The organism is Pseudomonas sp. GL_135, assembly GCF_057834665.1.
Genome location: NZ_CM174408.1, coordinates 372,847 through 397,391, shown reverse-complemented (window position 1 = coordinate 397,391; position 24,545 = coordinate 372,847). Strand labels below are relative to the sequence as shown.

Genomic DNA, 24,545 nt, shown 5'->3' with positions numbered 1-24,545 from the left:
GCTGCAGGCCTTCTAACGAGCAGAGCCTACAGCGGCGACATTGTTTACTCGTCCGTCGGCAAATGCAGTTCCACCATCAGGTCATCCGCCAGGGTTTCCAGCCGCTGTTGCAGCACATCCAGTGAAAGATCCATCGGCAATCCCAACTCGGCATGGGCGCGAAACAGCGTTTCGCTGCTCATGGGTGCTGGCTCCACGCTGGTCACCAGATGCTCCAGGTTGACGCCTTGCTCGGTCAGCACGCGAGTGACGTCGCGCACGATCCCGGATCGATCATTGCCCACCAGCTCCATGGTGATGGGCCGCCACTCCGGCAAGGATTCTGGAAGGACTTCGGCGAACAGGACGCGAATGCCTTTTGCCGAAAGCCCTTCCAGCGCGTTGCGCAGGGGCGGATGCGCGTCGACCGGCGCACTGACCCGCAGGATCCCGGCGAACTGCCCGGCCATGTGTGACATACGGCTTTCCAGCCAATTGCCACCGTGATCGGCAATGCATGCCGCGAGCTGCTCGACCACGCCTGGCTTGTCCGGCGCTGACACAGTGACGATAAGATGATCCACAAACGACTCCTTTTATCCGCAGCGACTGAGACCTGTTTAATAGCACGTCCCATGGATTGCAGGGAGTATAGGCACGTCTACCCGGCGTGCAGTGGCGTCAATGCTGCAGGAATTTTTGTGTACGATTCTGATAATTATCTGGAACAATCTGCACGATCTTTGAGAACATCCAACACCGCTGCGTGACCGAATGCCCAAGTTCGGTCGCTCGGTGCACTTTCAGTCTGATTTTCATGCCGCAACTCATCATGTAGTATCGCTTCGCGTTCACTACATAGATGTCGAATCCAGGCCTGATCCGATGTTCCTGCAAGGCCGAAACCTGTTTCCGCGCTTCACCTCAGGTGCCCGCCGCCCCGCCCAGCCGCCCGCACCGGCATGTTCTGGAAGGGCTCGCAGTGACGTCGATGGCTTTAACAAGAAAGCGCTCGTGATTGAAGCGCAGATAGCTGAGCAGAGTGAGGCAAGCAATGACTGAACACGTTCAAGTCGGTGGCCTGCGGGTCGCCAACGTCCTGCTGGATTTCGTGAACAACGAAGCCATTCCTGGAACCGGCCTCGACGCCGCTGCATTCTGGGCCGGTGCCGATGCGCTCATCCACGAGCTCGCGCCCAAGAACAAAGCCCTGCTCGCCAAACGAGATGAATTCCAGGCGCGTATCGACGCCTGGCATCAGTCCAATGCCGGCAACGCCCACGACGCAGCTGCCTACAAGGCGTTCCTGCTGGAAATAGGCTATCTGCTGCCGGAACCGTCGGACTTCCAGATCACCACACAACACGTCGATGAAGAAATCGCTCGCATGGCCGGCCCGCAATTGGTGGTGCCGGTGATGAACGCACGCTTTGCGCTCAATGCTTCGAATGCCCGCTGGGGCTCGCTGTATGACGCGTTGTACGGCACCGACGCCATCAGCGAAAGCGGCGGCGCGGAAAAGGGCAAAACCTACAACCGGGTCCGCGGCGACAAAGTCATCGCCTTCGCCCGAGCGTTTCTGGACGAAGCCGCCCCGCTGTCGGCGGGCTCCCATGTCGACTCCACCGGCTACAAGCTGGTCGATGGCATGTTGATCGTAAGCCTCAAGGGCGGCAGCAACACCGGCCTGCACGATGATGCCCAACTGATCGGCTTCCAGGGCGACGCGTCGGCGCCGACCGCGCTGCTGTTCAAGCACAACGGCCTGCACTTCGAACTCCAGATCGACGCGACGAGCCCGGTCGGCCAGACCGACCCGGCCGGCGTCAAAGACGTGCTGATGGAAGCGGCGCTGACCACCATCATGGACTGCGAAGACTCCATCGCAGCTGTCGACGCTGACGACAAGGTCGTGGTGTACCGCAACTGGCTGGGGCTGATGAAGGGCGATCTGTCCGAAGAAGTCTCCAAAGGCGGTACGAGCTTCACCCGTACGATGAACCCCGACCGCGTCTACACCTCACCCACCGGTGAACCCGTCACGCTGCATGGCCGTTCTCTGTTGTTCGTGCGCAACGTCGGTCACCTGATGACCATCGATGCAATCCTCGACAATCAGGGCAACGAAGTGCCGGAGGGCATTCTCGACGGCCTGCTGACCAGCCTCGCGGCCATCCACAACCTCAAGGGCAATACCTCCCGCGCCAACAGCCGCACGGGCTCGGTGTACATCGTCAAACCGAAGATGCACGGCCCGGAAGAAGTGGCCTTCACCAACGAGTTGTTCGGGCGCATTGAGGCTGTGCTGAAGCTGCCGCGCAATACGCTGAAAGTCGGAATCATGGACGAAGAGCGTCGGACCACGATCAACCTCAAGGCGTGCATTCAGGCGGCAAGCGAGCGTGTGGTGTTCATCAACACGGGCTTCCTGGACCGCACCGGCGACGAGATTCACACGTCCATGGAAGCGGGGCCTGTCGTGCGCAAGGCGCAGATGAAGGCTGAAAAGTGGATCGGCGCGTATGAAAACTCAAACGTCGATATCGGCTTGAAATGCGGCCTGCAAGGGCGCGCGCAAATCGGCAAAGGCATGTGGGCGATGCCTGACTTGATGGCCGCGATGCTCGAACAGAAAATCGCCCACCCACTGGCCGGTGCCAATACCGCCTGGGTTCCGTCGCCTACCGCCGCGGCGCTGCATGCACTGCATTACCACAAGGTCGATGTGTTCGCGCGTCAGGCTGAACTGGCCCAGCGAGCGCCGGCCTCGGTCGACGACATCCTGACCATTCCGCTGGCGCCGAACACCGACTGGACAGCCGAGGAGATTCAAAATGAGCTGGACAACAACTCGCAGGGCATCCTCGGTTATGTGGTGCGCTGGATCGATCAGGGCGTAGGCTGCTCGAAGGTGCCGGACATCAACGACATCGGCCTGATGGAGGACCGTGCCACGCTGCGGATTTCCAGCCAGCACATCGCCAACTGGCTGCGCCATGGTGTCGTCAGCGAGCAGCAGGTGATGGAAAGTCTCAAGCGCATGGCGCCGGTGGTGGACCGTCAGAACGCAGGCGATGGGCTGTATCGCCCGCTGGCGCCGGACTTCGACAGCAACATCGCGTTTCAGGCAGCGGTCGAGCTGGTGATCGAAGGCACGCGGCAGCCCAATGGCTACACCGAGCCGGTCCTGCACCGTCGCCGTCGGGAGTTCAAGGGGAAACATGGCGCGTAATCAGCGCCCAAACAAAAAGGCGGTGTCCAGTTAAGTGGACACCGCCTTTTTTATTGCACAACTTTTTATGGCAAAACGCAGCTCGAAGGCGGCGTTATCAGGCCATTTCCAGTTCCCGCTTCACCAGACGCAACAGCTGCTTGGTGTTGATCGGCTTGAGCAGAAAATCCACCACGCTCAGGTGCATGGCGTCGATGGCGTCGCGCACATTGGCGTCGCCGGACACGATAATGATCGGCAACTCCGCACGGTCCGATTCACGCACGCGACGGATCAGGTCCAGCCCGTCGCATGGCGCCATGCGCAGATCGGTGATCAGCAGCGCAATGGACGGCCGGGTCTGCAGCAAATGCATGGCGCTGGTGCCGCCGGCGGCGGTGATGCAACTGATGTCATTGAGACTGAGAATTTCGGCCAGAACTTCCCGAGCATCCTTGTCGTCATCGACGATCAACACCCGTTGTGGCGATTGGGATGCAGGCGCGAGCATTACCTCATTGAGGGCTTCGCGCTCTTCATCACTCAAAATACTGTGATCGAACATACCCGTCTCATCTTCCTGTCGACTTCAATTCTGACAGCGCAAACGATTGATACGCTGCACATCCTGTCGGCTTCATGCCGGGCCCTTAAAGCCTCGTGCTCACTGCATCGCTGCGGTATTACACCTTGGTTCGATGCGATTCAACGCCTTTGCAGTCACCTAAGACTTACGTCCAATGGGCACTGCCCGATAAGCGGTCGACCATGGGGTCAATAAAAACAAGCGGTATCGGTCATGAGCAAAGCGGACGCTTTTACCCAGGCAGGCAAAACAGCCGTTCTGCAGAACATCCACGGCACGATGCAATTTCTGCAAAAATTCCCGCCGTTCAACCAGATGGAAACCGCCCATCTGGCCTACCTTGTCGAGCAGTGTCACCTGCGTTTCTACGCTACAGACGAGAGCATCATCAAGCCTAGCGATGGGCCAGTAGAACATTTTTACATCGTCAAACAAGGCCGCGTGGTGGGCGAGCGTCCCCACTCGGCAAAAGGCGGCACCGAGACCACGTTCGAAATCACCACGGGCGAGTGCTTTCCCCTTGCCGCGCTGCTCGGCGAACGCGCCACGCGGACCGAACATCTGGCGGCCGAAGACACCTTCTGCCTGCAGCTGAACAAGCAAGCCTTCATCAAATTGTTCGCGCTCTCCAATGAATTCCGCGACTTCGCTCTGCGCGGCGTCAGCAGCCTGCTCGATCAGGTGAATCAGCAAGTAAAGCAGAAGGCGGTGGAAACACTCGGCACCCAATATTCGCTGAACACGCGGCTGGGTGAACTGGCGATGCGTCATCCGGTGACGTGCTCCCCCGATACGCCGCTGCGCGAGGCCGTGCGGCAGATGGACGAGCAACAGGTCGGCAGCATTGTGATCGTGGATGAGGCCAAGGCGCCGCTGGGCATCTTCACGTTGCGCGATCTGCGTCAGGTCGTTGCGGACGTCAACGCCGACTTCGGCCAACCCATTGAGCGCAGCATGATTCAGGCGCCGTTTTATCTGAGCCCGGACGCCAGCGCGTTTGACGCAGCCATTGCCATGACTCAGCGGCATATCGCTCACGTGTGCCTGGTCAAGGATCAGCGCCTGTGTGGCGTGGTGTCCGAGCGCGACCTGTTCTCGCTGCAGCGCGTGGACCTGGTGCATCTTGCGCGCACCATCCGCAGCGCGCCGCGCATCGACTCGCTTGCCAACCTGCGCGGCGACATCGTCCAGCTGGTGGACCGAATGCTCGCCCACGGCGCCTCGTCCACGCAGATCACCCAGATCATCACGCTGCTCAACGACCACATGGTCTGTCGCGTTATCGAGCTCACGCTTGAAGAAAAAGGCGATCCCGGCATCGCGTTCAGCTGGCTGTGTTTCGGCAGCGAGGGCCGGCGCGAGCAGACGCTGTACACCGATCAGGACAACGGCATTCTGTTCGAGGCCGGGGATGCTGCCGAGGCTGCCGCAATACGCGGCCGACTGCTGCCCATCGCCGAGCGGATCAATCAAAGCCTGGCCGTATGCGGATTTGCCCTGTGCAAGGGCGGGATCATGGCGAGCAATCCGCAGCTGTGCCTGTCGCGTATCGAATGGGCGCGGCGATTCGGCTCCTTCATTCGCGAAGCCACGCCGGAGAACCTGCTGTCGTCTTCCATCTATTTCGATCTGCGCGTGGTCTGGGGCGATGAAAACGGCGGCGATCAATTGCGCCAGAGCATTCTTGCCCAGGTGGCAGACAACGCGTTGTTCCAGCGCATGATGGCCGACAACGCCCTGCGTCAACGCCCGCCGGTGGGCCGTTTCAAGGATTTCGTGGTCGCCCGCAAAGGCAGCGAAAAAGACACGCTGGATCTGAAAACCCAAGGCCTGACGCCATTTGTCGACGGCGCGCGTTTGCTGGCGCTGGCCAACGGCGTCGAGGCCAGCAATACGCTGGAAAGGCTGCGTCAACTGGTCGACAAAGAGGTCATCGACCCACTGGACGGTGCGGCGTACGAAGAGGCTTATCACTTCATCCAGCAAACCCGCATGCAGCAACATCAGCAGCAAAACCGGCAAAATCTGCCGTACTCCAACCGCATCGACCCGGATGTGCTCAATCATCTGGACCGACGCATTCTGCGTGAGTCGTTCCGCCAGGCGCAGCGGCTGCAGACCAGCCTCACCGTGCGCTACCAACTGTAAGCGACTGATCATGAATTTGTTCCGCTGGCTGAGGCCACACAGACGCGCCGTCGCCCCTGAACTCTCGCCTGAACAGCTAATACGCCTGCGCGCCCTGCCCGGCCCGGTCGCGTTGGATCGGAAGACATTGCGCCAGCAACGCTGGGTCGTGGTCGATCTTGAAACCAGCGGGCTGAATCTGCAGCGGGACGAAGTGCTGTCTATCGGTGCCGTGGTCATCGAAGACGGCGCAATCGATCTGGGGCAGCAGTTCGAGCGCACGCTGATGCGCACCGGTCACAAACTCAGCCCCAGCGTGTTGCTTCACGGCCTAGGGCCCACGGCAATTGCCGCAGGCAGCGAGCCCGTCGAAGCACTGCTGGATTTCATGGCGTTCGTGGGTGACAGCCCGCTGCTGGCGTTTCACGCGGCGTTCGACGAACACATGCTGGGGCGTGCATTAAAGGAAAGCCTGGGCTATCGCCTGCTGCACCCCTTCATCGATGTCGCTCACATCGCGCCCTTCGTTTGCCCGAACGCGAATTTGCGTCAGGCAGGCCTGGACGACTGGACGCGATTCTTCGGGCTTCACGCCGAAGAGCGTCATCACGCCAGCGCCGATGCCCTGGTGACCGCCGAGCTCGCGATGATCCTGTTCAGCCACGCCAGGCGACAAGGGATAGAAACCCCCGCACAGCTTGAGCAAGGTGTGGCGAAATGGCGACGGCAGCAGCAGTCGCACTCGTTTTAGCATCCATCCTCTGCGCCAGCCTCCGCATCCCGTCTCGCCTTACAAACCGAATGGTCGATTCGTACATCAACCGTTCGGCTTGTTCCTACAAGGACCAATTGCCAGCATTGGGCGGCTCTGACACAATCGCGAACAATTCTCGTTAGCCCCTTTGTTCTCCTCGGTGCGTTCGTGTCGTCACTTCAAAGTCCCCAGCAGCAGCTCGTCGGAACGCTCTATCGCGACCACCGCGGCTGGCTGCTGGGTTGGCTCCGACGCAACGTGGCCTGCCCCCATCGCGCCGAAGACCTGAGCCAGGACACGTTCATTCGCCTGCTGGGCCGCGAGCAATTGCTTGAACCCCGCGAGCCCCGGGCCTTTCTGGTCTCGATCGCGAAAGGCTTGTTGTTCGACCACTTCCGCCGGGCCGCGCTGGAACAGGCGTATCTGGACGAGCTGATGCTGATCCCCGAGGGCGAACAACCTTCGCTGGAAGAGCAGCAACTGATTCTTGATGACCTCAAAGCCATTGATCGCCTGCTGGGCAAGCTCTCCAGCAAAGCGCGCGCCGCCTTTTTGTACAACCGCCTGGACGGGATGCCCCACGCGGAGATCGCCGCACAGCTCGGCGTTTCCGTACCCCGCGTGCGTCAGTATCTGGCGCAGGGTTTGCGCCAGTGCTACATCGCGCTGTATGGCGAGCCAACATGAGCCGTATTTCCACCCGACCTGTTTCATCCCCCGTGCTGGACGCCGCCATTGCCTGGCAGCTGTGCCTGGATTGCGGTCGAGGCAGTGAGGTCGAGCGCGAAGAGTTCGCCAAGTGGTACGCCGCCAGCGAGGAGCATGCCCGCGCCTGGATGCAGCTAGGCATGGTCGATCAACGTTTCGCCGGCACCACCGGCCCGGCACGTTCGGCGCTTTTGCGGTCCCGTGATGGCATCTGCGTGCGGTTGCGCAAGCTGGGCCGCGGGGTTGCAGGCTTCGCGCTGGCGCTGGGCTTGACGGTGTTTTTGGGGGATCGCCTGCTGCCGGTGGATTACTGGCTCGCGGATCTGCGCACCGCCACGGGCGAGCAACGCACCATTCGCCTGTCGGATAACACCCTTATCCGGCTCAACACACACACCGCGCTGGACGTGCGATTCGATGACACACAGCGACGGATCGTGCTTCAGGAAGGCGAAATCTTCGTGGAGACCGGGAGCCACAGCGACGCGCGTCCGTTCATCGTCGAAACCCCGGAAGGGCAGATGCGCGCCCTGGGCACGCAGTTTCTGGTCAAACGGCAGGCTGATGGCACGCTGTTGAGCGTGCTGCAATCAGCCGTCGCCGCTCACCCGCAGGCTTCCACCCACGAACTGGTGCTGCATGAAGGCCAGCAGATGCTGATTCATCGCAACAGCCTCGGTCCCATGCTGGCCCTTGCACCCGGTACCGGCGCCTGGATGCGCGGCATGCTGGTGGTCGATAACGCCCGCCTGGGAGACGTGGTCGCGGAGCTTGCCCGTTATCGCCAGGGCCATCTCGGCGTAGCGAAAGACGTTGCGGACCTTCGCATCACCGGCAGCTTTCCGCTGACCAACACGGATCTGGCGCTCAAGGCATTGACGCCCACCCTGCCCGTGCAGATCGAAACGCGTACGCCGTGGTGGGTGACGGTGGTCCGCAGCGAGAAAAAGCCGACGACTGCGCTGTAAATACTGCCCTCTAAATAAAGGCCCGCGAGCGAGTGCGACTTATTTTCTCCCGGCCCTATCACTTTTCAGATCTCGTTCGGCACATAGGCATTGAGAACCATTTCCTTCGAGGTGCCGTTCATGTCCCGCACGCTTCAAACCCTTCTGCGACCGAGTCTCCTGGCTATCGCCGTCGCCATTGCCGCACCGATGCTCAGTGCGCCGCTGATGGCCGCCTCACAGGCGTCCAGCGTGCGCGCCTACAATCTGCCGGCCGCGCCGTTGTCGACGACGCTGACGCAGATTGCCAGTCAGGCGGGCCTGGCGCTGTCGCTGGATCCGGCACTGGCAGCGGGCCGCACGTCGGCGCCGGTTCAGGGTCAATTCGACGCATCAGGCGCGATGGGGCAGGCGCTGCGTGGCACCGGCTTGCAATTGAACCTGACCACGGCGGGCACCTACACCCTCGTGGCTGCGCCTGAAGGGGCGATGGCATTGCCGGCCACCAGCATTCAAGGCAGTCAGGAAAGTTTCGAAAGCGCGTGGGGGCCGGCGCAGGGATACGCCGCCAGTCGCACCGCAGCGGGCACCAAAACCGATACTGCACTGGTCGAAGCACCGCGCTCGATCTCGGTCGCGACCCGACAGCAGATGCAGGATCGCGCAGTACAGAACATCGACGACGCCGTTCGCTACATGCCGGGCGTGGTCGCCAGCAGTTACGGCAGCGACAGCCGGGCCGAATGGCTGAAGGTCCGCGGTTTCGAACCCACCCAATTCCTCGACGGCTTGCCGCTGCCCAAAGGCGCCTACGTGATGCCGAAGATGGAAACCTGGGACCTGGAGCGCATCGCCCTCCTGCGTGGGCCGGCGTCTTCGGTTTACGGTCAGACCCCGCCGGGCGGCATGCTCGACATGGTCAGTCGTCGCCCCGAAGCCGAAGCCAGCCACGAAGTGCAGGTTCAGGTCGGCACTTACAATCGCAAGCAGATCAGCTTCGACAGCACCGGCAAGATCGACGACGCCGACAATTTCGAGTACCGCGTCAGCGGCGTCGTGCGTGACAGCGGCACCTCGGTGGATCACATCGATGACAAGCGTTACAACATCGCGCCGAGCCTGACCTGGAACATCGACCCGGACACCAAGCTGACTTTCCTCAGCCAGTTCAATCGTGACGATACCGGTATCACCAGCCAGTTTTTGCCGATCCAGGGCACCAAATACCCGTCGGCCGTGGGCCGCGTGAAGTACCACGAAAACCTCGGCGATCCGGACTGGGAGTTCTACGACAAAACCTATTACGCGCTGGGCTATGCCTTCGAGCATCGCCTGAACGACGTCTGGCAGTTCAAGCAGAACGTTCGCTACACCAAGAGCGACCTGTCCTTTCAGGGGATAACGGCCGGTGGCTTCTTCGGTTCGGTCAGCGGGGATGGCACCGTCCAACGCGGCGCCAATGTCGTGAACGAAGACATCTCCCAGTTCGCGCTGGACAACAACCTGCAAGCCGACTTCGACACGGGCGCTCTCAAACACACTGTGCTGCTGGGGCTCGACTATCAGCGTCTGAATCACAACTACAAATGGCAGTACGGCGCCGCGCCGACCAGCAACATCGCCAACCCGATTTACGGGCAGGACTTCAGCAACGTCGCCTACAGCGCATTTCAGGATTACAACCAGAAAACCCAGGACGTCGGCGTCTACATTCAAGACCAACTGGCCCTGGATAACTGGCGTCTGACCCTGGGCGGCCGCCAGGATCTGCTCAAGACCGAATCGAAGTTCTACAACACCGATCAATCCGATGACCGCACCGACAGCGCGTTCACCGGCAACGCCGCCCTCAGCTACGTCTTCGATTCCGGCTTCACCCCGTACATTTCCTACGCCGAGTCATTCCAGGCCGAGCAAGGCGGCGCCAATGGCGTAGCGTTTCAGCCAGGGACGGGCAAGCAGTACGAAGTGGGCCTCAAATACCAGCCGCCGGGCAGCAACATCATCTTCACTGCGGCCGCGTACGACCTGACCCGTCGCGACATCGTGCTCAGCGATACCCTTGGCGTGCAGCGTCCTCTGGGCGAAGCAAAAGTGCGTGGCTTCGAGCTGGAAGCGGTGGGCGATGTCACTGAGAACCTGAAAGTGACGGCGTCCTACACCTACGCCAACAGCAAGATGACCAAAGTCACCGACCCGCTGGACAAGAATCGTCCGCTGCCACTCACGCCTGAAAATCAGGCGGCGATCTGGGGTGATTACACGTGGCACAACGGCGTGCTAGACGGGTTCGGCCTGGGCTTTGGCGCGCGATACATTGGCGAAACCGACAACATTGCAATAGGAAGTTACGGTTTTGTCGCCGACTCCAACTACGGCCACAGCAATGCTTACACCGTCTACGACGCCGCCGTGCATTACGACCTCGGCCGCATGAGCACGTCGTTCAAGGGCGTGAGCGTGTCGGTCAACGCCAACAACGTTTTCGACAAGGAATACATTTCCACCTGCGACGGCTTCTACTGCTATTACGGCGACCGCCGTACAGTGCTCGCGAGCGTAGACTACAAATGGTAATCGTTTAAACTCTCATTACCTGAAACAAGGGCCGCTCCCATACAGCGGCCTTTGTTGCTTTCGCCTACTCCGGATTTCCACATGAAAAGCCAAACCATCCGCCGCTGGTCTTTCATCCACACGTGGACCAGCCTGATCTGCACGGCATTCCTGCTGATGCTGGCAATCACCGGCTTACCCCTGATCTTCAGTCACGAGATCGCTCACCTGACGGGCGATGCGCCGGAATTCAAGGAAATGCCCGCCGGCACTCCGCATCTCGACCTCGAACAACTCGTCCGCTCAGCCGAAGCCCACCGCCCCGGCGACGTGATGCAGTACTTCGGCTGGGACGACGATGACCCCAACGGCGTCTACGCCATCATGGGCAAAACTGCCGGCGGCGACCCGAACGAATCCCACAGTTTCATGATCGACGCGCGCACCGGCGAAGCGATGGAAACCCCAAATGCCAATGGCGGTTTCATGATGATCATGCTGCGCCTGCATGTGGACATGTACGCGGGGCTGCCGGGCAAACTGTTGCTGGCGTTCATGGGCCTGCTGTTTGTCATGGCGATCGTTTCCGGCGTCGTGCTGTACGCACCCTTCATGCGCCGTCTGGATTTCGCCACGGTGCGGCCGAATAAATCCACGCGGGTGCGCTGGCTTGATCTGCACAACCTGATCGGCGTCGTCACCTTGACCTGGGCCATTGTCGTCGGCCTGACCGGCGTGCTTAATGCCTGCGCCGATCTGGTGATCGCGCAATGGCGTACCGACGCGCTGATGACCATGATCGCGCCATACAAAGACGCCCCGCCTCTCGCCGAGCGCGGGCCAGCCACCCGACTGATCGAGATATCGAAGGCCACCGTCCCCGGCGCCGAGCCGAGCTTCATAGCCTTTCCCGGCTCGCGCTTTTCCAGCGAGCATCATTACGCGGTGTTCATGAAAGGCGACACGCACCTGACCTCCCACCTGCTGACCCCTGTCCTGATCGACGCTCAGGATCTGCACGTGACCGCAACGCTGGGACGCCCGTGGTACATGGACGCACTTCTGTTGTCGCAACCGCTGCACTTCGGTGACTACGGCGGCATGCCGATGAAAATCCTCTGGGCCGCGCTCGATGTGCTGACGATCCTCGTCCTCGGCAGTGGCTTGTACCTGTGGTGGGTCCGCCGCCGCGCCGCTGTCGCCGTCGCGAAGGCAGTGGCCGTAGAGGCGGAAGTCGCATGACCCGACACAAAAAACACTCTGCATTCTGGAAGACATTCGCCAAACCGGGCTGGATTGCACTGCTGACAGCGATTGGTCTGTTTGCGGCGCTGCTGGGCGACGGCGCGTGGGACGTGCTGTCGTGGATCGGCATGGCGATCCCGGCCTGGCTTAGTTGCAAGGGGCTGATGGCGCGCAAGCGGGTTTAATCACAGCCATTCCTCTACTGCACAACATCGGCGGGATCTCCCCGGCCGATGTTCGATGTCGTCATATGACACATGAATAGCCGTCCCCTCGTTGTTCATGCGCCGAGTCAAGGCCACCCCACCCAAACGCCCCAATTTAGCTCAGGCCCGGTCGCTGACGAATCAGCGTCGTGACAAGCCCGTTACATTCAGAAATATAATCAGCGCTCAGCAGTATTTCAATTGACAACAAAACGTGCCTTTGACTAAATCCAGTCATACGACGACGTATAACGATCGCCGCTAAATAAAAACAATACCCAGAGTGGACTCGATGAAAATCAAAGGCATCCGTTGGTGGATGGTCGCGCTGATAACCGGCGGCCTGATCGTCAACTATCTCGCACGCAACACCCTCTCCGTCGCCGCTCCCACCATGATGAGCGAGCTGAACATTTCCACCGAACAGTACTCGCACGTCGTCATCGCGTGGCAGATGGGCTATGCCTTCATGCAGCCCGTTGCCGGCTATGTGATCGACGCCATTGGCACCAAAATCGGCTTCGCAGTGTTCGCTATCGCCTGGTCGGTGGCGTGCGCATCGGCAGCCATGGCCACCGGCTGGCAGAGTCTGGCGTTCCTGCGCAGCTTGCTGGGCATTACTGAAGCGGCAGGTTTTCCGGCGGCGATCAAAGCAACGACTGAATGGTTTCCCGCCAAAGAGCGCTCGGTCGCCATCGGCTGGTTCAACATCGGTTCGTCGATCGGTGCGTTGCTGGCCCCTCCCCTCGTGGTCTGGGCGATTCTGCATAGCGGCTGGCAGATCGCGTTCATCATCGTCGGCGGGCTGGGCCTGCTGTGGAGCGCTGGCTGGCTGTTCTTCTACAAGCATCCGCGCAATCAGCGTCTTCTGGGCGATGAGGAGCGCGATTACATTCTTGCGGGTCAGGAGTCCCACCTGAAGGACGCGCCCACCAAGCACGCCAGCTGGAAGAAGATCGTCGGTACCCGCAATTTCTACGCAATCGCCTCGGCCCGCATGCTGTCGGAGCCGGCATGGCAGACCTTCAACGCCTGGATTCCGCTGTACCTGATGACCGAGCGCCACATGAACATCAAGGAAATCGCGATGTTTGCCTGGCTGCCGTTTCTCGCCGCCGACATCGGCTGCGTGTTGGGCGGTTACTTGAGTCCGTTTTTCTACAAGCACTTCAACGTGTCGCTGCTGACGTCGCGCAAGATGGTGATGGTATTGGGCTCGCTGTGCATGATCGGACCTGGCTGCATCGGTCTGGTGGACAGCCCCTATGTCGCCATCGCGCTGCTGTGCGCTGGCGGTTTTGCGCACCAGACGCTGTCGGGCGCCTTGTACGCCATCACGTCGGACTCCTTCGGCAAGAACGAAGTGGGCACGGCAACTGGTCTGGGTGGCATGTTCGGGTTTCTCGGCGCGGCACTGTTCACGCTGGTGCTCGGGATCATGGTGACCAAAGTAGGCTACAGCCCACTGTTCGTGGCGCTGGCCGCTTTCGATCTCATCGCCGCCACGATCATCTGGTTTGTTGCCAAGCCGCTGTTGGCCGGCACACCTTCGGCGCAGTCCGGCAGCGCATCGGCTGATTCGGCAGATGGGGTCCCGACGGTCTGACATTTATGTCCGGGCCTTCGCAAATCGGCCCGGCATTCACTCAGGATATTGCGCAGCGTCCCGGCCCTCACTAGTCTGGAGGCCCAGGCCGATCAGAGGAATGCCCATGTCTGCGCCCAGCATGACGCTGTATTACAACGCCGCTTCGCCATTCGCGCGCAAAGTGCTGATCTTGCTTCATGAAACCGGACAGGCAAGCCGGGTGAGTCTCAAGGCGGTTGCGCTCACCCCCGTCAGCCCCGACGCTGAAGTCTGTCGCGACAATCCGTGCGGGAAAATTCCGGCGCTGTGCCTGGCCGACGGTAACGTAATCCATGACAGCCGGGTGATTCTCGACTACTTGGACCAACAACATGTCGGCAACCCCCTTATCCCCAAGGAAGGCTCGGCGCGCTGGCGGCGATTGACGCTCGCGTCGCTGGCGGATGCCCTGTTGGACGCTGCATTGCTCATCCGCTACGAGACCTTCCTGCGGCCAGAGGAGAAACATTGGTCGGAATGGCTCGACGCCCAACAAGAAAAAATCGCCCGCACCCTGGCCTATTTCGAGGCCGAAGCCGTCACTGAATTGAGTACGCATTTCGACGTCGCGTCGATCAGCGTGGCCTGCGCGGTGGGCTATCTGGATTTCCGCCAGCCGAATCTGGGCTGGCGCAGCAGCTACCCGCGATTGGCAAACTGGTATGGCGAAGTCAGTCAGCGGCCGTCGATGCTGAAGACTCAGCCGCCTGCGTGAGCCATGTGGAGCGCCACCCCGGTCACGCCCATAAGCCCAACCGCGCGGCCGAAATCTCGAGTTCGCCTCGATGCTGTGGGAGCGAGCTTCCCCGCGAAGGGCGCGGAGACGGCCGCTGCATTCTTTGGCGCCTGAATCGCCGTTTCGTGAGCAAGCTCACGCCCATAGGGGGTGTGTTTGCTGCAAGACAGCGCGTCGCCTGGACGACGGGGTATCTCCCATCAGCAATCCGGCCTGTCCGCCGTATAACGACGCGCCGGGTTAACCGCCGCGCCGAATTCACGCAGGGCCTTGGCGCCGATCAGCAACGGATAGTTGAAGTGGCTGCGGTCGACGAGGTTGACCTCCACGGTGCGTTTCACGTTGCCCAGGCACAGCTCAAGATCGACAACCGGGCGCTTGGTGGGATCCGCCGGTTCTTCGTCATCGTCGCCTTCGGAACGGCCCTTGATCCGGCTGATGCGCGAAACCTTGTGCTCATACACTTTGCTGTCGGCGTCCTTGGTCGCCAGACGGAAACGCACCCAGTCATCGCCATCGCGCTTGAACAGTTCGATGTCCTTGGCCGACAGCGATGCCGTCAACGCGCCGGTGTCCATCTTGGCTTTGAATGTCTCGCCGATCTCCGAGACCTGGATGTATTCGTAACGGCCGTACAACGTCGGTTCGGCAGCCATGACAGGCAACGCCAGCAAAGACATAAGCGCCAGAAGGGATTTCACGGATTTGATTCCTCGTGATGAATGGGCGAAGCGTGTGCCCGGTTTAGACCGTCACTTTGCCGATGGTTCGCGCCGGGGCTGGAGCACCGGGCAGTCGCGGTGAGGGCAATGCCGAGCGTACCGAAAGCGGCGTGAAACATTCGTCGGTATCGCCAGGGATTTTGCGCCAACCGCCCGGCCTGCTTATCATTGCGCGCCACCCTGTCGACCGCGAGTGCCTTATGCGTCACCTGCTTACCGGAATTGCCGTCACGCTGCTGCTTCTGCTCAACACGCTGGTGCTGATCGGCCCGCTGATGGTCTTTGCGCTGCTCAAGTTGGTGTTCCAGAGCGAGATGCGCGACAACTGCTCGGCAGCAGTGATGTGGATCGCCGAGACCTGGTGTGAAATCAACAAGCTGATCTTCAAAATTTGCCTGCCGACCCAGTGGGAAATCTGCGGCGATGAAGGCCTGCGTGGCGACACTTCCTACCTGGTCATCGGCAACCACCAGTCCTGGGTCGACATCCCGGCGCTGGTGCAGGCGCTGAATCGACGTACGCCGTTCTTCAAATTCTTCCTCAAGAAAGAGCTGATCTGGGTGCCGTTCCTGGGGCTGGCGTGGTGGGCGCTCGATTACCCGTTCATGAAGCGCTACACGAAAGCGTTTCTGGCCAGGCATCCCGAGCTCAAGGGTAAGGATCTGGAAATCACCCGCGAGGCGTGCGAACTGTTCAAACGTCAGCCGGTGACGGTGGTGAATTACCTGGAGGGGACGCGCTTTACCCCGGCCAAGAAAGCCGAGCAGGCTTCGCCCTATCGTTACTTGCTCAAGCCCAAGGCGGGCGGCGTCGCATTTGTGCTGGCGGCGATGGGTGAGCAACTGGACGCGGTGCTCGATGTGACGGTCGTTTATCCCAGCGAGCGCATTCCGGGGTTCTGGGACTTGATTTCAGGACGGGTGCCGCGGGTGATCGTCGACATCAAGACCCGCGAACTCGACCCGGCGCTGTGGCAGGGCGATTACGAGAATGACCCGGTGTTCCGCGTGTACGTGCAGGACTGGGTCAACGGGCTGTGGGAAGAGAAGGATGCGCGGATCGCCGAGTTGCGCGGCGCGATTTCCTAGCATTACTTCTTGGCAACAAGCGCCCCTTTTGCAGGGGCGCGGCAACTCAATTACTTGGCGCCCCAGACGCCACTCAACGCCTGCAACGCTGAACCACCGGCGCCTTGCTGACCCAGGTATTGCAGGATCACCGGCACGAACTGGCTGACCATGCTGCTGTTCATGCCCAATGCGCTGAACGCCTTGTTCACGTCGCCCATGCTCTGAACATTGCCCAGCGCGCTATCCAGGGCCGAGCTGCTGCTCCCCGAATTACCCAACAGTCCGCCCAGACCACTCAGGCTGCCCAGGGCCGAGTTGCCGGCCAATTGATCAAGGCCGGGCACTGATTTGCTCAGTTGCGAATAGTCGTTGCCAGCGAGTTTGTTCTTGGCCAGCCCCAACAAGGCCCCGGTGCCGCCCACCGCTTGCTCCGGCGTGACCTTCAATTGCGTGCCCAGCGTGTTCAGCAGCCCGGCGGCCTCAGGCGCGGCCGTTGCCTTTTGCTGGCCGCCGGTAGCATTGGCAACCGCGTTGGCGGCGTCATTCAGATTGAAAGCGAAGACCGGTGTGGCGGCCAGCGCCATCAGGCTCGCCAGCGCAGCACCGCGTACGTTTTTCAGTGAAACTTTCATCGCAACAACCTCGTTTGCCGGGGGACCGGCCGTAGCCGGGTAAACACGCGTTGGACCGCCTCTCGAAGGGAAGTTCCACGCAGGCCGTCAGGGTTAGCGGACGTAAAACAGCCGCTGCGGCTCGAAGGTCCGCGCCAGCCGTTGATCCGCCGCCGTCGAGCCTGCCTCCAGGAGCCGATGACGAATGAACGCCTTACCGAAATGCTCACCGTTGCGGAGCTTCTCGCGCAGGCTGATCAAGCGCGTGCCGCCCTGATGATCGGCGCCTCGATAAAGCGGCTCGCTGAAGAGGCGTACCTGAGGGTCGGGGCTGGCTCCCATGGATGTCAGCTGAACCTGCGTGATGATCGCGAAACCGGACAACCAGGGCGACCAGAGCCGGGAGACGTCGGCAGCGAAACACTCACCCGGCGTGAAGTCAGCCTCACAGTCCGCCAGCTCACGGTAGGTCGGCGCCACTCGCACATGTTGGCGGTAAGCGGCTCGGTATCCGGCCTTGCAGACGGGCGGCGCGATTCCGGCCCAGATGCAGTCGTTGGGATTTTCAAAGAACAACTCCGACGAGGCCCAGCCCGACGGAAAGGGCTCCAGGTGAGCGCTGGCCAGCGTGGCTGGCAGGACAAAGAGCGGCATTGTGACGAGGAAATAAATCGAGGTTCTGACCCACCAGACAAACATGCATGACTCGCCAGCTGAAAAACGGGCCGGACAAATAGCACGGAGAAAAGACAGCTGAAACCAGCGGGAACGGAATTCAAACGCGCCTCAAGTATTTTCAGAAACGCCCTACAAATGCCGGACCAGAAGCCTACGTCAGGTATAAAAAAAGCGACCCGAAGGTCGCCTTTTGTAAAGCTCAGAGAATCATGCGGCGCTGAACAGTTTGTGTGGATCTATGACGAATTTCTTCGGCACGCCAGCGTCAAACTCGCCGTAACCTCGCGGGGCGTCGTCGAGGCTGATGACTTCCACGCCCACCACATCGGCGATGTTGATGCGGTCCCACATGATCGCCTGCATCAGTTGGCGGTTGTACTTCATGACCGGTGTCTGGCCAGTGTGGAAGCTGTGGGATTTTGCCCAGCCCAGGCCGAAACGAATGCTCAGCGCGCCGACCTTGGCGGCAGCGTCCACGGCGCCCGGGTCTTCCGTCACATACAGGCCAGGAATGCCGATTTTGCCGGCGACGCGCACCACGCCCATCAGCGAGTTGAGTACGGTGGCCGGTGCCTCGGCCTTGGCGCCGGAGTGGCCGTGGCCGCGTGCTTCGAAGCCCACAGCGTCGACGGCGCAGTCCACTTCCGGTTCGCCCAGCAGATCGGCGATCTGCTCGTGCAGCGGGGTGTCTTTGGACAGGTCGGCGATCTCGAAACCCTGGGCCTTGGCGTGGGCCAGACGCACCGGATTGACGTCACCGACGATGACGACTGCCGCGCCGAGTAAGCGTGCTGATGCGGCAGCGGCAAGACCAACCGGACCTGCACCGGCGATGTACACCGAGCTGCCCGGGCCAACGCCGGCAGTCACTGCGCCGTGGTAACCGGTGGGCAGGATGTCGGAAAGACAGGTCAGGTCGCGAATCTTCGACATCGCCTTGTCGCGATCGGGAAGCTTGAGCAGGTTGAAATCGGCGTAGGGCACGAGCACGTATTCGGCCTGGCCGCCGGTCCAGTCGCCCATGTCGACGTAACCGTAGGCACCGCCGGCACGGGCCGGGTTGACGGTCAGGCAGACGCCGGTGTGTTGCTCTTTGCAGGAGCGGCAACGGCCGCAGGCAACGTTGAACGGCACGGACACCAGATCGCCGATTTTGAGGTTCTCGACATCGCTGCCCTTCTCGATCACTTCACCGGTGATTTCGTGCCCCAGTACGAGGCCGACCTGGGCTGTCGTTCGCCCACGCACCATGTGTTGATCGGAGCCACAAATGTTGGTGGAAACCACGCGCAAGATCACCCCGTGCTCGATCTTCTTGCCGCGCGGGTCCTGCATCTTGGGATAGTCGATTTTCTGTACTTCGACCTTGCCTGCGCCGAGATACACCACACCACGATTACCAGACATACATGTCACCTCTTTATTTGTTGTTGTAGAAGAGAGTGGATCGGGTTTCGAGCGGCAAGCTACACGCCGCAAGAAGTGTGCACGCCGCCTTCTCTTGCGGCTTGAAGCTTGAAGCTTGCAACTACCCCCTACAGCACCACCGTCCTGTTGGCGTTGAGAAACACCCGTCGCTCGATGTGGTATCCCACCGCGCGCGCCAGGGTCAGGCCTTCGATGTCGCGACCCTTGGCGATCAGGTCTTCGGGGTAGTGACTGTGGTCAACCACTTCGACGCCCTGGGCAATGATCGGCCCTTCGTCGAGGTCGTTGTTGATGTAATGGGCCGTCGCGCCGACCAGTTTCACACCCTTGTTGTAGGCCTGGTGATAGGGCTTGGCGCCCTTGAAACCCGGCAGCAGCGAGTGATGAATGTTGATCGCCTTGCCATCGAGCTTGCGGCACAGCTCCGGCGACAGCACTTGCATGTAGCGGGCAAGCACCACCAGTTCAGCGCCGGTGTCTTCGATCACCTTCATTACCCTGGCTTCCTGCGCCGGTTTGTCGTTGGGGTCGAGGGGGAAATGGTAGTAGGGAATGTCGTGCCAGCGCGCCAACGGTTCGAGGTCCGGGTGATTGGAAACCACGGCGACCACGTCCATCGACAGCTGATTGATGCGCTGGCGGTAGAGCAGATCGTTAAGACAGTGGTCGGCCTTGGACACCATGATCACCACTTTGGGGCGGTAATTCGGGGCGGTGAGCTCGAAGATCATGCCGAAGGATTCGCCACGCTCGGCAAGGCCTGCACGGAAGGACGACTCGTCAAACCCCTCCGGCTGGCGAAACTCGACGCGAATGAAAAAGCGGCTGGACAGCCGGTCATCGAACGAGTGGTGCTCGGTGACGTAACAGCCCTGCTCGAAGAGGTAACGCGTCACCGCGTCCACCGTGCCCAGCACGCTAGGGCAGTCGGCGGTCAGAATCCAGGTATCGGGGGCGCGGCTCATGGGGTGTTGCTCCTACTGGTTCAATTCTGCGGGACATACGCAGATCCCCTGTGGGAGTGAGCTTGCTCACGAAGACGGCTTCTGGGACAACACAAAATCGTGCCCCCTATCGGCCACTTCGCAAGCAAGCTCGCTCCCACAGGTCATGTGGTCAACCTGGCATCAGGCGGCAACGCTCAAACCATACTCAGCACTCGCGTCCTGCAACCACATCCACCAGTAATCGGCGAAGCTGCGGCGGATGACCAGTTCCCAGGTGTCTTCGCCGGTACGGCGGATCACCAACTGCGATTTGGCGAACACCGTGCCGATGGCCTTGCCCACCGGGAAGTTGCTCGGGTGCACGTCGTAGCTGGTGGACTTCATCAGCACTTCGCGCACCTTCGGGCCGGTCAGCTCCAGCAGCGATTGCCCGCCGCTGACGTTGACGATGGCGATGTGCAAACCGGCTAGCGCCTCGCGCAGCTTCTGCTCGACGGCGAATTCTTCACCGGTCGGCACGATCAGCAACCACTCATCCGGGCCGAGCCACTGGATCGAGCTATCGCCGCTTGAGACCAGCGCCAGCGCGCCCGGCAGTTCCATGCCCAGCGCCTTGTGCACACCCGCCGCGAACGCCGCATCGTGGCCATTGCCACGGATGGTCAGGTGGCCAAGCAGTTTTTTCTCCCGCAGCACGACGCCCGGATTGCTGCGGCCTTTGCCAATCAGGCTCTGAAGGTCAGCGTGAAACAGCGGCGACTCGGCTTTGGCGTCGGTCGCTGGCCGCTGTTGGTAAACGTTGGCTGTGGTCATAGAGCACCTGTGTTGAATTCTGTTGTTTCAGTGAGTGCAAAATATGCGATGTCCGGGATGGCCCCTTCGCAAGCAAGCTCGCTCCCACAAGGTCCATGATCACCGTGGCAGCAAGTTCAGTCCCATGAAGTCAACGGTCATCGTGAAAGCAAGCTCATTCCCATCAACGTCAACGGCCACTGTGGGAGCGAGCTTGCTCGCGAATGGATCAGGCGACGCAGCATGTCAGACATGCCGCGCGCCCCCACCAATCACTCCACGTTCTGTTGATCACCCTTCGGATCGAAGAACACCGAGGACACGATCTCCGCCTCGATCACCGACCCATCCGCCAGGGGCGCAAACACCCGCTCGCCCATGCGCTTCAGCCCGCCCTTGACCACACCCATCGCGAACGAATAGCCCAGCGAGTTCGCGGCGTAACTCGAGGTCACGTGGCCCACCATCTTCATCGGGATCGACTGCTTCGGATCGAACACCAGTTGCGCGCCTTCCGGCAGCCATTTATTCGGGTCAACCGGTTTCAGGCCCACAAGCTGCTTGCGATCTTCCCGCACGCAGTCCTCACGGTTCATGCCGCGCTGGCCGATCCACGAGAACGGCTTGGTGCGGCCGACACACCAGCCCATGTTCAAATCGTCCGGGGTCATCGAGCCGTCAGTGTCCTGGCCGACAATGATGAAGCCCTTCTCCGCCCGCAGGACGTGCATGGTTTCAGTGCCATACGGGGTCAGGTTGTACTGTTTGCCGGCTTCGGCGATTTTTTCCAGAACGCCCATGGCGTAGTCGGCCTGGATGTTCACTTCGTAGGAAAGCTCGCCGGTAAACGAAATCCGGAATACACGCGCCGGCACACCGGCCACCAGCCCCTCTTTCCAGGTCATGAACGGAAACGCTTCACGGCCCAGGTCGATGTCGGTCACTTCGCTGAGCAGCTTGCGGCTGTTCGGGCCCGACAGTGTCAGGGTTGCGTAGTGGTCGGTGACGGACGTGAAGTACACCTTCAGATCCGGCCACTCCGTCTGTTGATAGATTTCCAGCCACTGCAGCACGCGGGCAGCGCCGCCGGTCGTGGTGGTCATGATGAAGTGGTTGTCGGCGATACAGGCGGTGACACCGTCGTCGAAGACCATGCCGTCTTCCTTGCACATCAGGCCGTAACGCGCCTTGCCTACATCGAGCTTGGTCCAGGCGTTGGTGTAGATGCGGTTCAGAAATTCCCGCGCATCCGGGCCTTGAATGTCGATCTTGCCCAGTGTCGATGCGTCCAGCAGACCCACGCTGTCGCGCACGGCCTTGCACTCGCGGCGCACCGCGGCGTGGATGTCTTCACCGGCTTTCGGGAAATACCATGGACGTTTCCACTGACCAACGTCTTCGAATTCAGCGCCGTTCTTCACGTGCCAGGCGTGCAGCGCGGTGAAGCGCACCGGCTCGAACACGTGACCGCAGTGACGCCCGGCGATGGCGCCGAAGGTCACCGGCGTGTAGTTCGGGCGGAACATGGTGGTGCCCATTTCAGGGATCGACACGTTCAGCGAACGGGCGGCAATCGCCAGCCCATTGACGTTGCCAAGCTTGCCCTGATCGGTACCGAAACCCAGCGCGGTGTAGCGTTTGACGTGCTCGACGGACTCGAAACCCTCGCGGGTCGCCAACTCAATGGCCGCCGCGGTGACGTCGTTCTGCAGGTCGACGAATTGCTTCGGCGCCCGCGCAGTGCCTTTCTCGTGCGGCACTTGAAACAGCGCCAGTGTCGGCTCTTCCACGCGGCTCAACGCTTTGGGCAGTACGCCTTCGACCGGTTTGAAACCGGCTTCACTGGCGGCGCGAACACCGCCTTCAAAGCCATCGGCCAGTGAGTCGCCGAGGGCGTAGACGCCGTTCACACCGCCGACGCAGACACGTTTCTGCGGCGCTTCGCCCGGCACGAAACCGAGGATGTCTTCGCGCCAGACCGGCTTGCCGCCGAGGTGGGAAGCCAAGTGAACGATCGGGCTGTAACCACCGGAGCTGGCGACCAGATCGCACTCGAGCCACTCGCCAGGACTGGTGACCTTGTGAGCTCTGACGTCGATGGCGCAAACCCGGGCTGCGGTCACGCGCTTGGTGCCACGGGCTTCGGTGACGGCGCTGCCGGTCAGGATGCGAATGCCTTTGGCGCGGGCTTCTTCCACCAGTGCGCCGCGCGGGTTGTGACGCGCATCGGCGACAGCTACCACGTGCAAGCCAGCGTCTAGCCAGTCCAGCGCCACGCGGTAGGCGTAATCGTTGTTGGTCGACAGCACCAGTTTCTTGCCCGGCGCCACGCCATAACGGCGCACGTAAGTGGAGACCGCGCCGGCCAGCATGTTGCCCGGCACATCGTTGTTGCCGTAAACCAGCGGGCGCTCGTGGGTACCGCTCGCCAGCACCACGCGCTTGGCGCGAACACGGTGCATGCGCTGCCGCACCTGACCAATCGGTGCACGGTCGCCGAGGTGATCGGTCAGGCGCTCATGAATGGTCAGGAAATTGTGGTCGTGGTAACCGTTCACCGTGGCGCGCGGCAGCAGGGTGACGTTGGGCAGGCCTTTGAGTTCGGCCACCACCGTCGCCACCCATTCCGCTGCCGGTTTACCGTCCAGACTTTCGCGGCTGTCCAGCAGGCTGCCGCCGAATTCTTCCTGCTCGTCCGCCAGGATGACCCGAGCACCGCTGCGCGCAGCGGCCAGTGCGGCGGCCAGACCTGCAGGGCCGGCGCCGACCACCAGCACATCGCAGTGCTGGTTCATGTTGTCGTAGGTGTCCGGATCCAGCTCGGTCGGCGAACGCCCCAGGCCTGCGGCCTTGCGGATGTACTTCTCGTAGGTCATCCAGAACGATTGCGGGTACATGAAGGTTTTGTAGTAGAAGCCCGGCGGCATCAGTTTGCCGCCGACCTTGCCGAGAATGCCCATCATGTCGGTATTCACGCTCGGCCAGCCGTTGGTGCTGGTCGCGACGAGGCCCGAGTAAAGCGCCTGTTGCGTAGCGCGCACGTTGGGAATCTGCGTGGCTTCGGTGGCGCCGATCTGCAGCACGGCATTCGGCTCTTCGGAACCTGCCGCAAAGATGCCGCGAGGACGGGAATACTTGAAGCTGCGACCAATGATGTCGACGCCGTTGGCAAGCAAGGCGGCGGCCAGGGTGTCGCCTTCGAAGCCTTGGTACGTCTGGCCATTGAAGTTGAAATTCAGGACCTTGCTGCGATCGATGCGGCCGCCGTTGGGCAGGCGATTGGACTGGCTCATACCTGATCCCCCTTTCTGATCGCGGGCGCCGGATTGACGAACTGCGGCTGCGTGCCGATCGGATAGGTTTCGAGAATTTCGTAGGTCACGGTGTCACGCGTGGTGTTGAAGTACTGACGGCAGCCCGCTGCGTGAATCCACAGCTCGTGGTGCAGGCCGCGCGGGTTGTCGCGGAAGAACATGTAATCGCCCCACTCTTCGTCAGTGCAGGCAGCCGGGTCCAGCGGACGCGGGATATGGGCCTGACCGGAGACGTGGAATTCCTCTTCGGAGCGCAGTTCGCCACAGTGAGGACAGAAGATATGCAACATGGGAAAAGTCC

At 61.1% G+C, this 24,545-nt stretch carries 21 protein-coding genes; 11 read left to right on the top strand and 10 right to left on the bottom strand.

The window, feature by feature from the left end:
- Positions 1–44 precede the first annotated feature (44 nt).
- Positions 45–563, bottom strand: coding sequence for an ACT domain-containing protein (locus tag AC3ISG_RS01750; protein WP_122536504.1), 519 nt, complete (start codon positions 561–563; stop codon positions 45–47).
- Between the two features lie 470 nt (positions 564–1,033).
- Between AC3ISG_RS01750 and AC3ISG_RS01745 the strand changes: the two genes are divergently transcribed.
- Positions 1,034–3,211, top strand: coding sequence for a malate synthase G (locus AC3ISG_RS01745; protein ID WP_122536503.1), 2,178 nt, complete (start codon positions 1,034–1,036; stop codon positions 3,209–3,211).
- A 97-nt stretch (positions 3,212–3,308) separates the two neighbouring features.
- On the opposite strand, the gene AC3ISG_RS01740 is transcribed toward AC3ISG_RS01745, so the two are convergent.
- Positions 3,309–3,755, bottom strand: coding sequence for a response regulator (locus AC3ISG_RS01740; protein ID WP_163022123.1), 447 nt, complete (start codon positions 3,753–3,755; stop codon positions 3,309–3,311).
- A gap of 234 nt (positions 3,756–3,989) precedes the next feature.
- Here AC3ISG_RS01740 and AC3ISG_RS01735 point away from each other — a divergent pair, with 234 nt between their 5' ends.
- The 9 genes from AC3ISG_RS01735 (at position 3,990) to AC3ISG_RS01695 (ending at position 14,661) form a co-directional block, all read left to right on the top strand.
- On the top strand, positions 3,990–5,924 hold the full coding sequence (locus tag AC3ISG_RS01735; RefSeq protein ID WP_489298393.1) for a putative nucleotidyltransferase substrate binding domain-containing protein: 1,935 nt from the start codon (positions 3,990–3,992) through the stop codon (positions 5,922–5,924).
- A gap of 10 nt (positions 5,925–5,934) precedes the next feature.
- A complete protein-coding gene (locus AC3ISG_RS01730) occupies positions 5,935–6,654 on the top strand; it encodes a 3'-5' exonuclease (RefSeq protein WP_489298392.1) in 720 nt (239 codons plus the stop codon).
- A gap of 171 nt (positions 6,655–6,825) precedes the next feature.
- The gene (locus AC3ISG_RS01725) at positions 6,826–7,344 is read left to right on the top strand and encodes an RNA polymerase sigma factor (RefSeq protein WP_489298391.1); all 519 of its coding nucleotides are present in this window, start codon (positions 6,826–6,828) and stop codon (positions 7,342–7,344) included.
- Positions 7,341–8,333: a FecR family protein gene (locus AC3ISG_RS01720; protein ID WP_489298390.1), complete on the top strand. Its 993-nt coding sequence runs from the start codon at positions 7,341–7,343 to the stop codon at positions 8,331–8,333. The genes AC3ISG_RS01725 and AC3ISG_RS01720 overlap by 4 nt, the downstream gene beginning before the upstream one ends.
- 120 nt (positions 8,334–8,453) lie before the next feature.
- Complete coding sequence (locus AC3ISG_RS01715) at positions 8,454–10,889, top strand: TonB-dependent siderophore receptor (protein WP_489298389.1); 2,436 nt, start codon at positions 8,454–8,456, stop codon at positions 10,887–10,889.
- Positions 10,890–10,970: 81 nt separating this feature from the next.
- A complete protein-coding gene (locus AC3ISG_RS01710) occupies positions 10,971–12,110 on the top strand; it encodes a PepSY-associated TM helix domain-containing protein (RefSeq protein WP_122624485.1) in 1,140 nt (379 codons plus the stop codon).
- Complete coding sequence (locus tag AC3ISG_RS01705) at positions 12,107–12,298, top strand: hypothetical protein (protein ID WP_122536496.1); 192 nt, start codon at positions 12,107–12,109, stop codon at positions 12,296–12,298. Before AC3ISG_RS01710 ends, AC3ISG_RS01705 begins: the two co-directional genes overlap by 4 nt.
- A gap of 313 nt (positions 12,299–12,611) precedes the next feature.
- On the top strand, positions 12,612–13,925 hold the full coding sequence (locus AC3ISG_RS01700) for an MFS transporter (protein WP_122536495.1): 1,314 nt from the start codon (positions 12,612–12,614) through the stop codon (positions 13,923–13,925).
- 106 nt (positions 13,926–14,031) lie between these two features.
- Positions 14,032–14,661, top strand: a complete 630-nt coding sequence (locus tag AC3ISG_RS01695) for a glutathione S-transferase family protein (RefSeq protein WP_272632868.1) — start codon at positions 14,032–14,034, stop codon at positions 14,659–14,661.
- Between the two features lie 221 nt (positions 14,662–14,882).
- Here AC3ISG_RS01695 and rloA2 read toward each other — a convergent pair whose 3' ends face one another.
- Positions 14,883–15,383, bottom strand: a complete 501-nt coding sequence (rloA2, locus tag AC3ISG_RS01690) for a retropepsin-like aspartic peptidase RloA2 (RefSeq protein ID WP_489298388.1) — start codon at positions 15,381–15,383, stop codon at positions 14,883–14,885.
- A 221-nt stretch (positions 15,384–15,604) separates the two neighbouring features.
- Between rloA2 and yihG the strand changes: the two genes are divergently transcribed.
- Positions 15,605–16,492, top strand: coding sequence for a 1-acylglycerol-3-phosphate O-acyltransferase, YihG family (gene yihG, locus AC3ISG_RS01685; protein WP_489298387.1), 888 nt, complete (start codon positions 15,605–15,607; stop codon positions 16,490–16,492).
- Between the two features lie 50 nt (positions 16,493–16,542).
- Here the strand turns inward: yihG and AC3ISG_RS01680 are convergent, their stop codons facing one another.
- The 7 genes from AC3ISG_RS01680 to AC3ISG_RS01650 form a co-directional block, all read right to left on the bottom strand.
- Positions 16,543–17,106 carry a DUF2780 domain-containing protein gene (locus AC3ISG_RS01680; protein ID WP_485620383.1) on the bottom strand — a complete coding sequence of 188 codons (564 nt, stop codon included), beginning with the start codon at positions 17,104–17,106 and terminating at the stop codon, positions 16,543–16,545.
- Positions 17,107–17,199: 93 nt separating this feature from the next.
- On the bottom strand, positions 17,200–17,784 hold the full coding sequence (locus AC3ISG_RS01675) for a DUF1190 domain-containing protein (RefSeq protein ID WP_489298386.1): 585 nt from the start codon (positions 17,782–17,784) through the stop codon (positions 17,200–17,202).
- 186 nt (positions 17,785–17,970) lie between these two features.
- Entirely contained in the window at positions 17,971–19,170 is a 1,200-nt protein-coding gene (fdhA, locus tag AC3ISG_RS01670; RefSeq protein ID WP_122536487.1) for a formaldehyde dehydrogenase, glutathione-independent, read from the bottom strand.
- A 128-nt stretch (positions 19,171–19,298) separates the two neighbouring features.
- Positions 19,299–20,156: a formyltetrahydrofolate deformylase gene (gene purU, locus AC3ISG_RS01665; protein WP_122536486.1), complete on the bottom strand. Its 858-nt coding sequence runs from the start codon at positions 20,154–20,156 to the stop codon at positions 19,299–19,301.
- A 162-nt stretch (positions 20,157–20,318) separates the two neighbouring features.
- Complete coding sequence (locus AC3ISG_RS01660) at positions 20,319–20,951, bottom strand: sarcosine oxidase subunit gamma (protein WP_489298385.1); 633 nt, start codon at positions 20,949–20,951, stop codon at positions 20,319–20,321.
- Between the two features lie 251 nt (positions 20,952–21,202).
- On the bottom strand, positions 21,203–24,223 hold the full coding sequence (locus AC3ISG_RS01655; protein WP_489298384.1) for a sarcosine oxidase subunit alpha: 3,021 nt from the start codon (positions 24,221–24,223) through the stop codon (positions 21,203–21,205).
- Entirely contained in the window at positions 24,220–24,534 is a 315-nt protein-coding gene (locus tag AC3ISG_RS01650) for a sarcosine oxidase subunit delta (protein WP_074886785.1), read from the bottom strand. The genes AC3ISG_RS01655 and AC3ISG_RS01650 overlap by 4 nt, the downstream gene beginning before the upstream one ends.
- Positions 24,535–24,545: the final 11 nt, after the last annotated feature.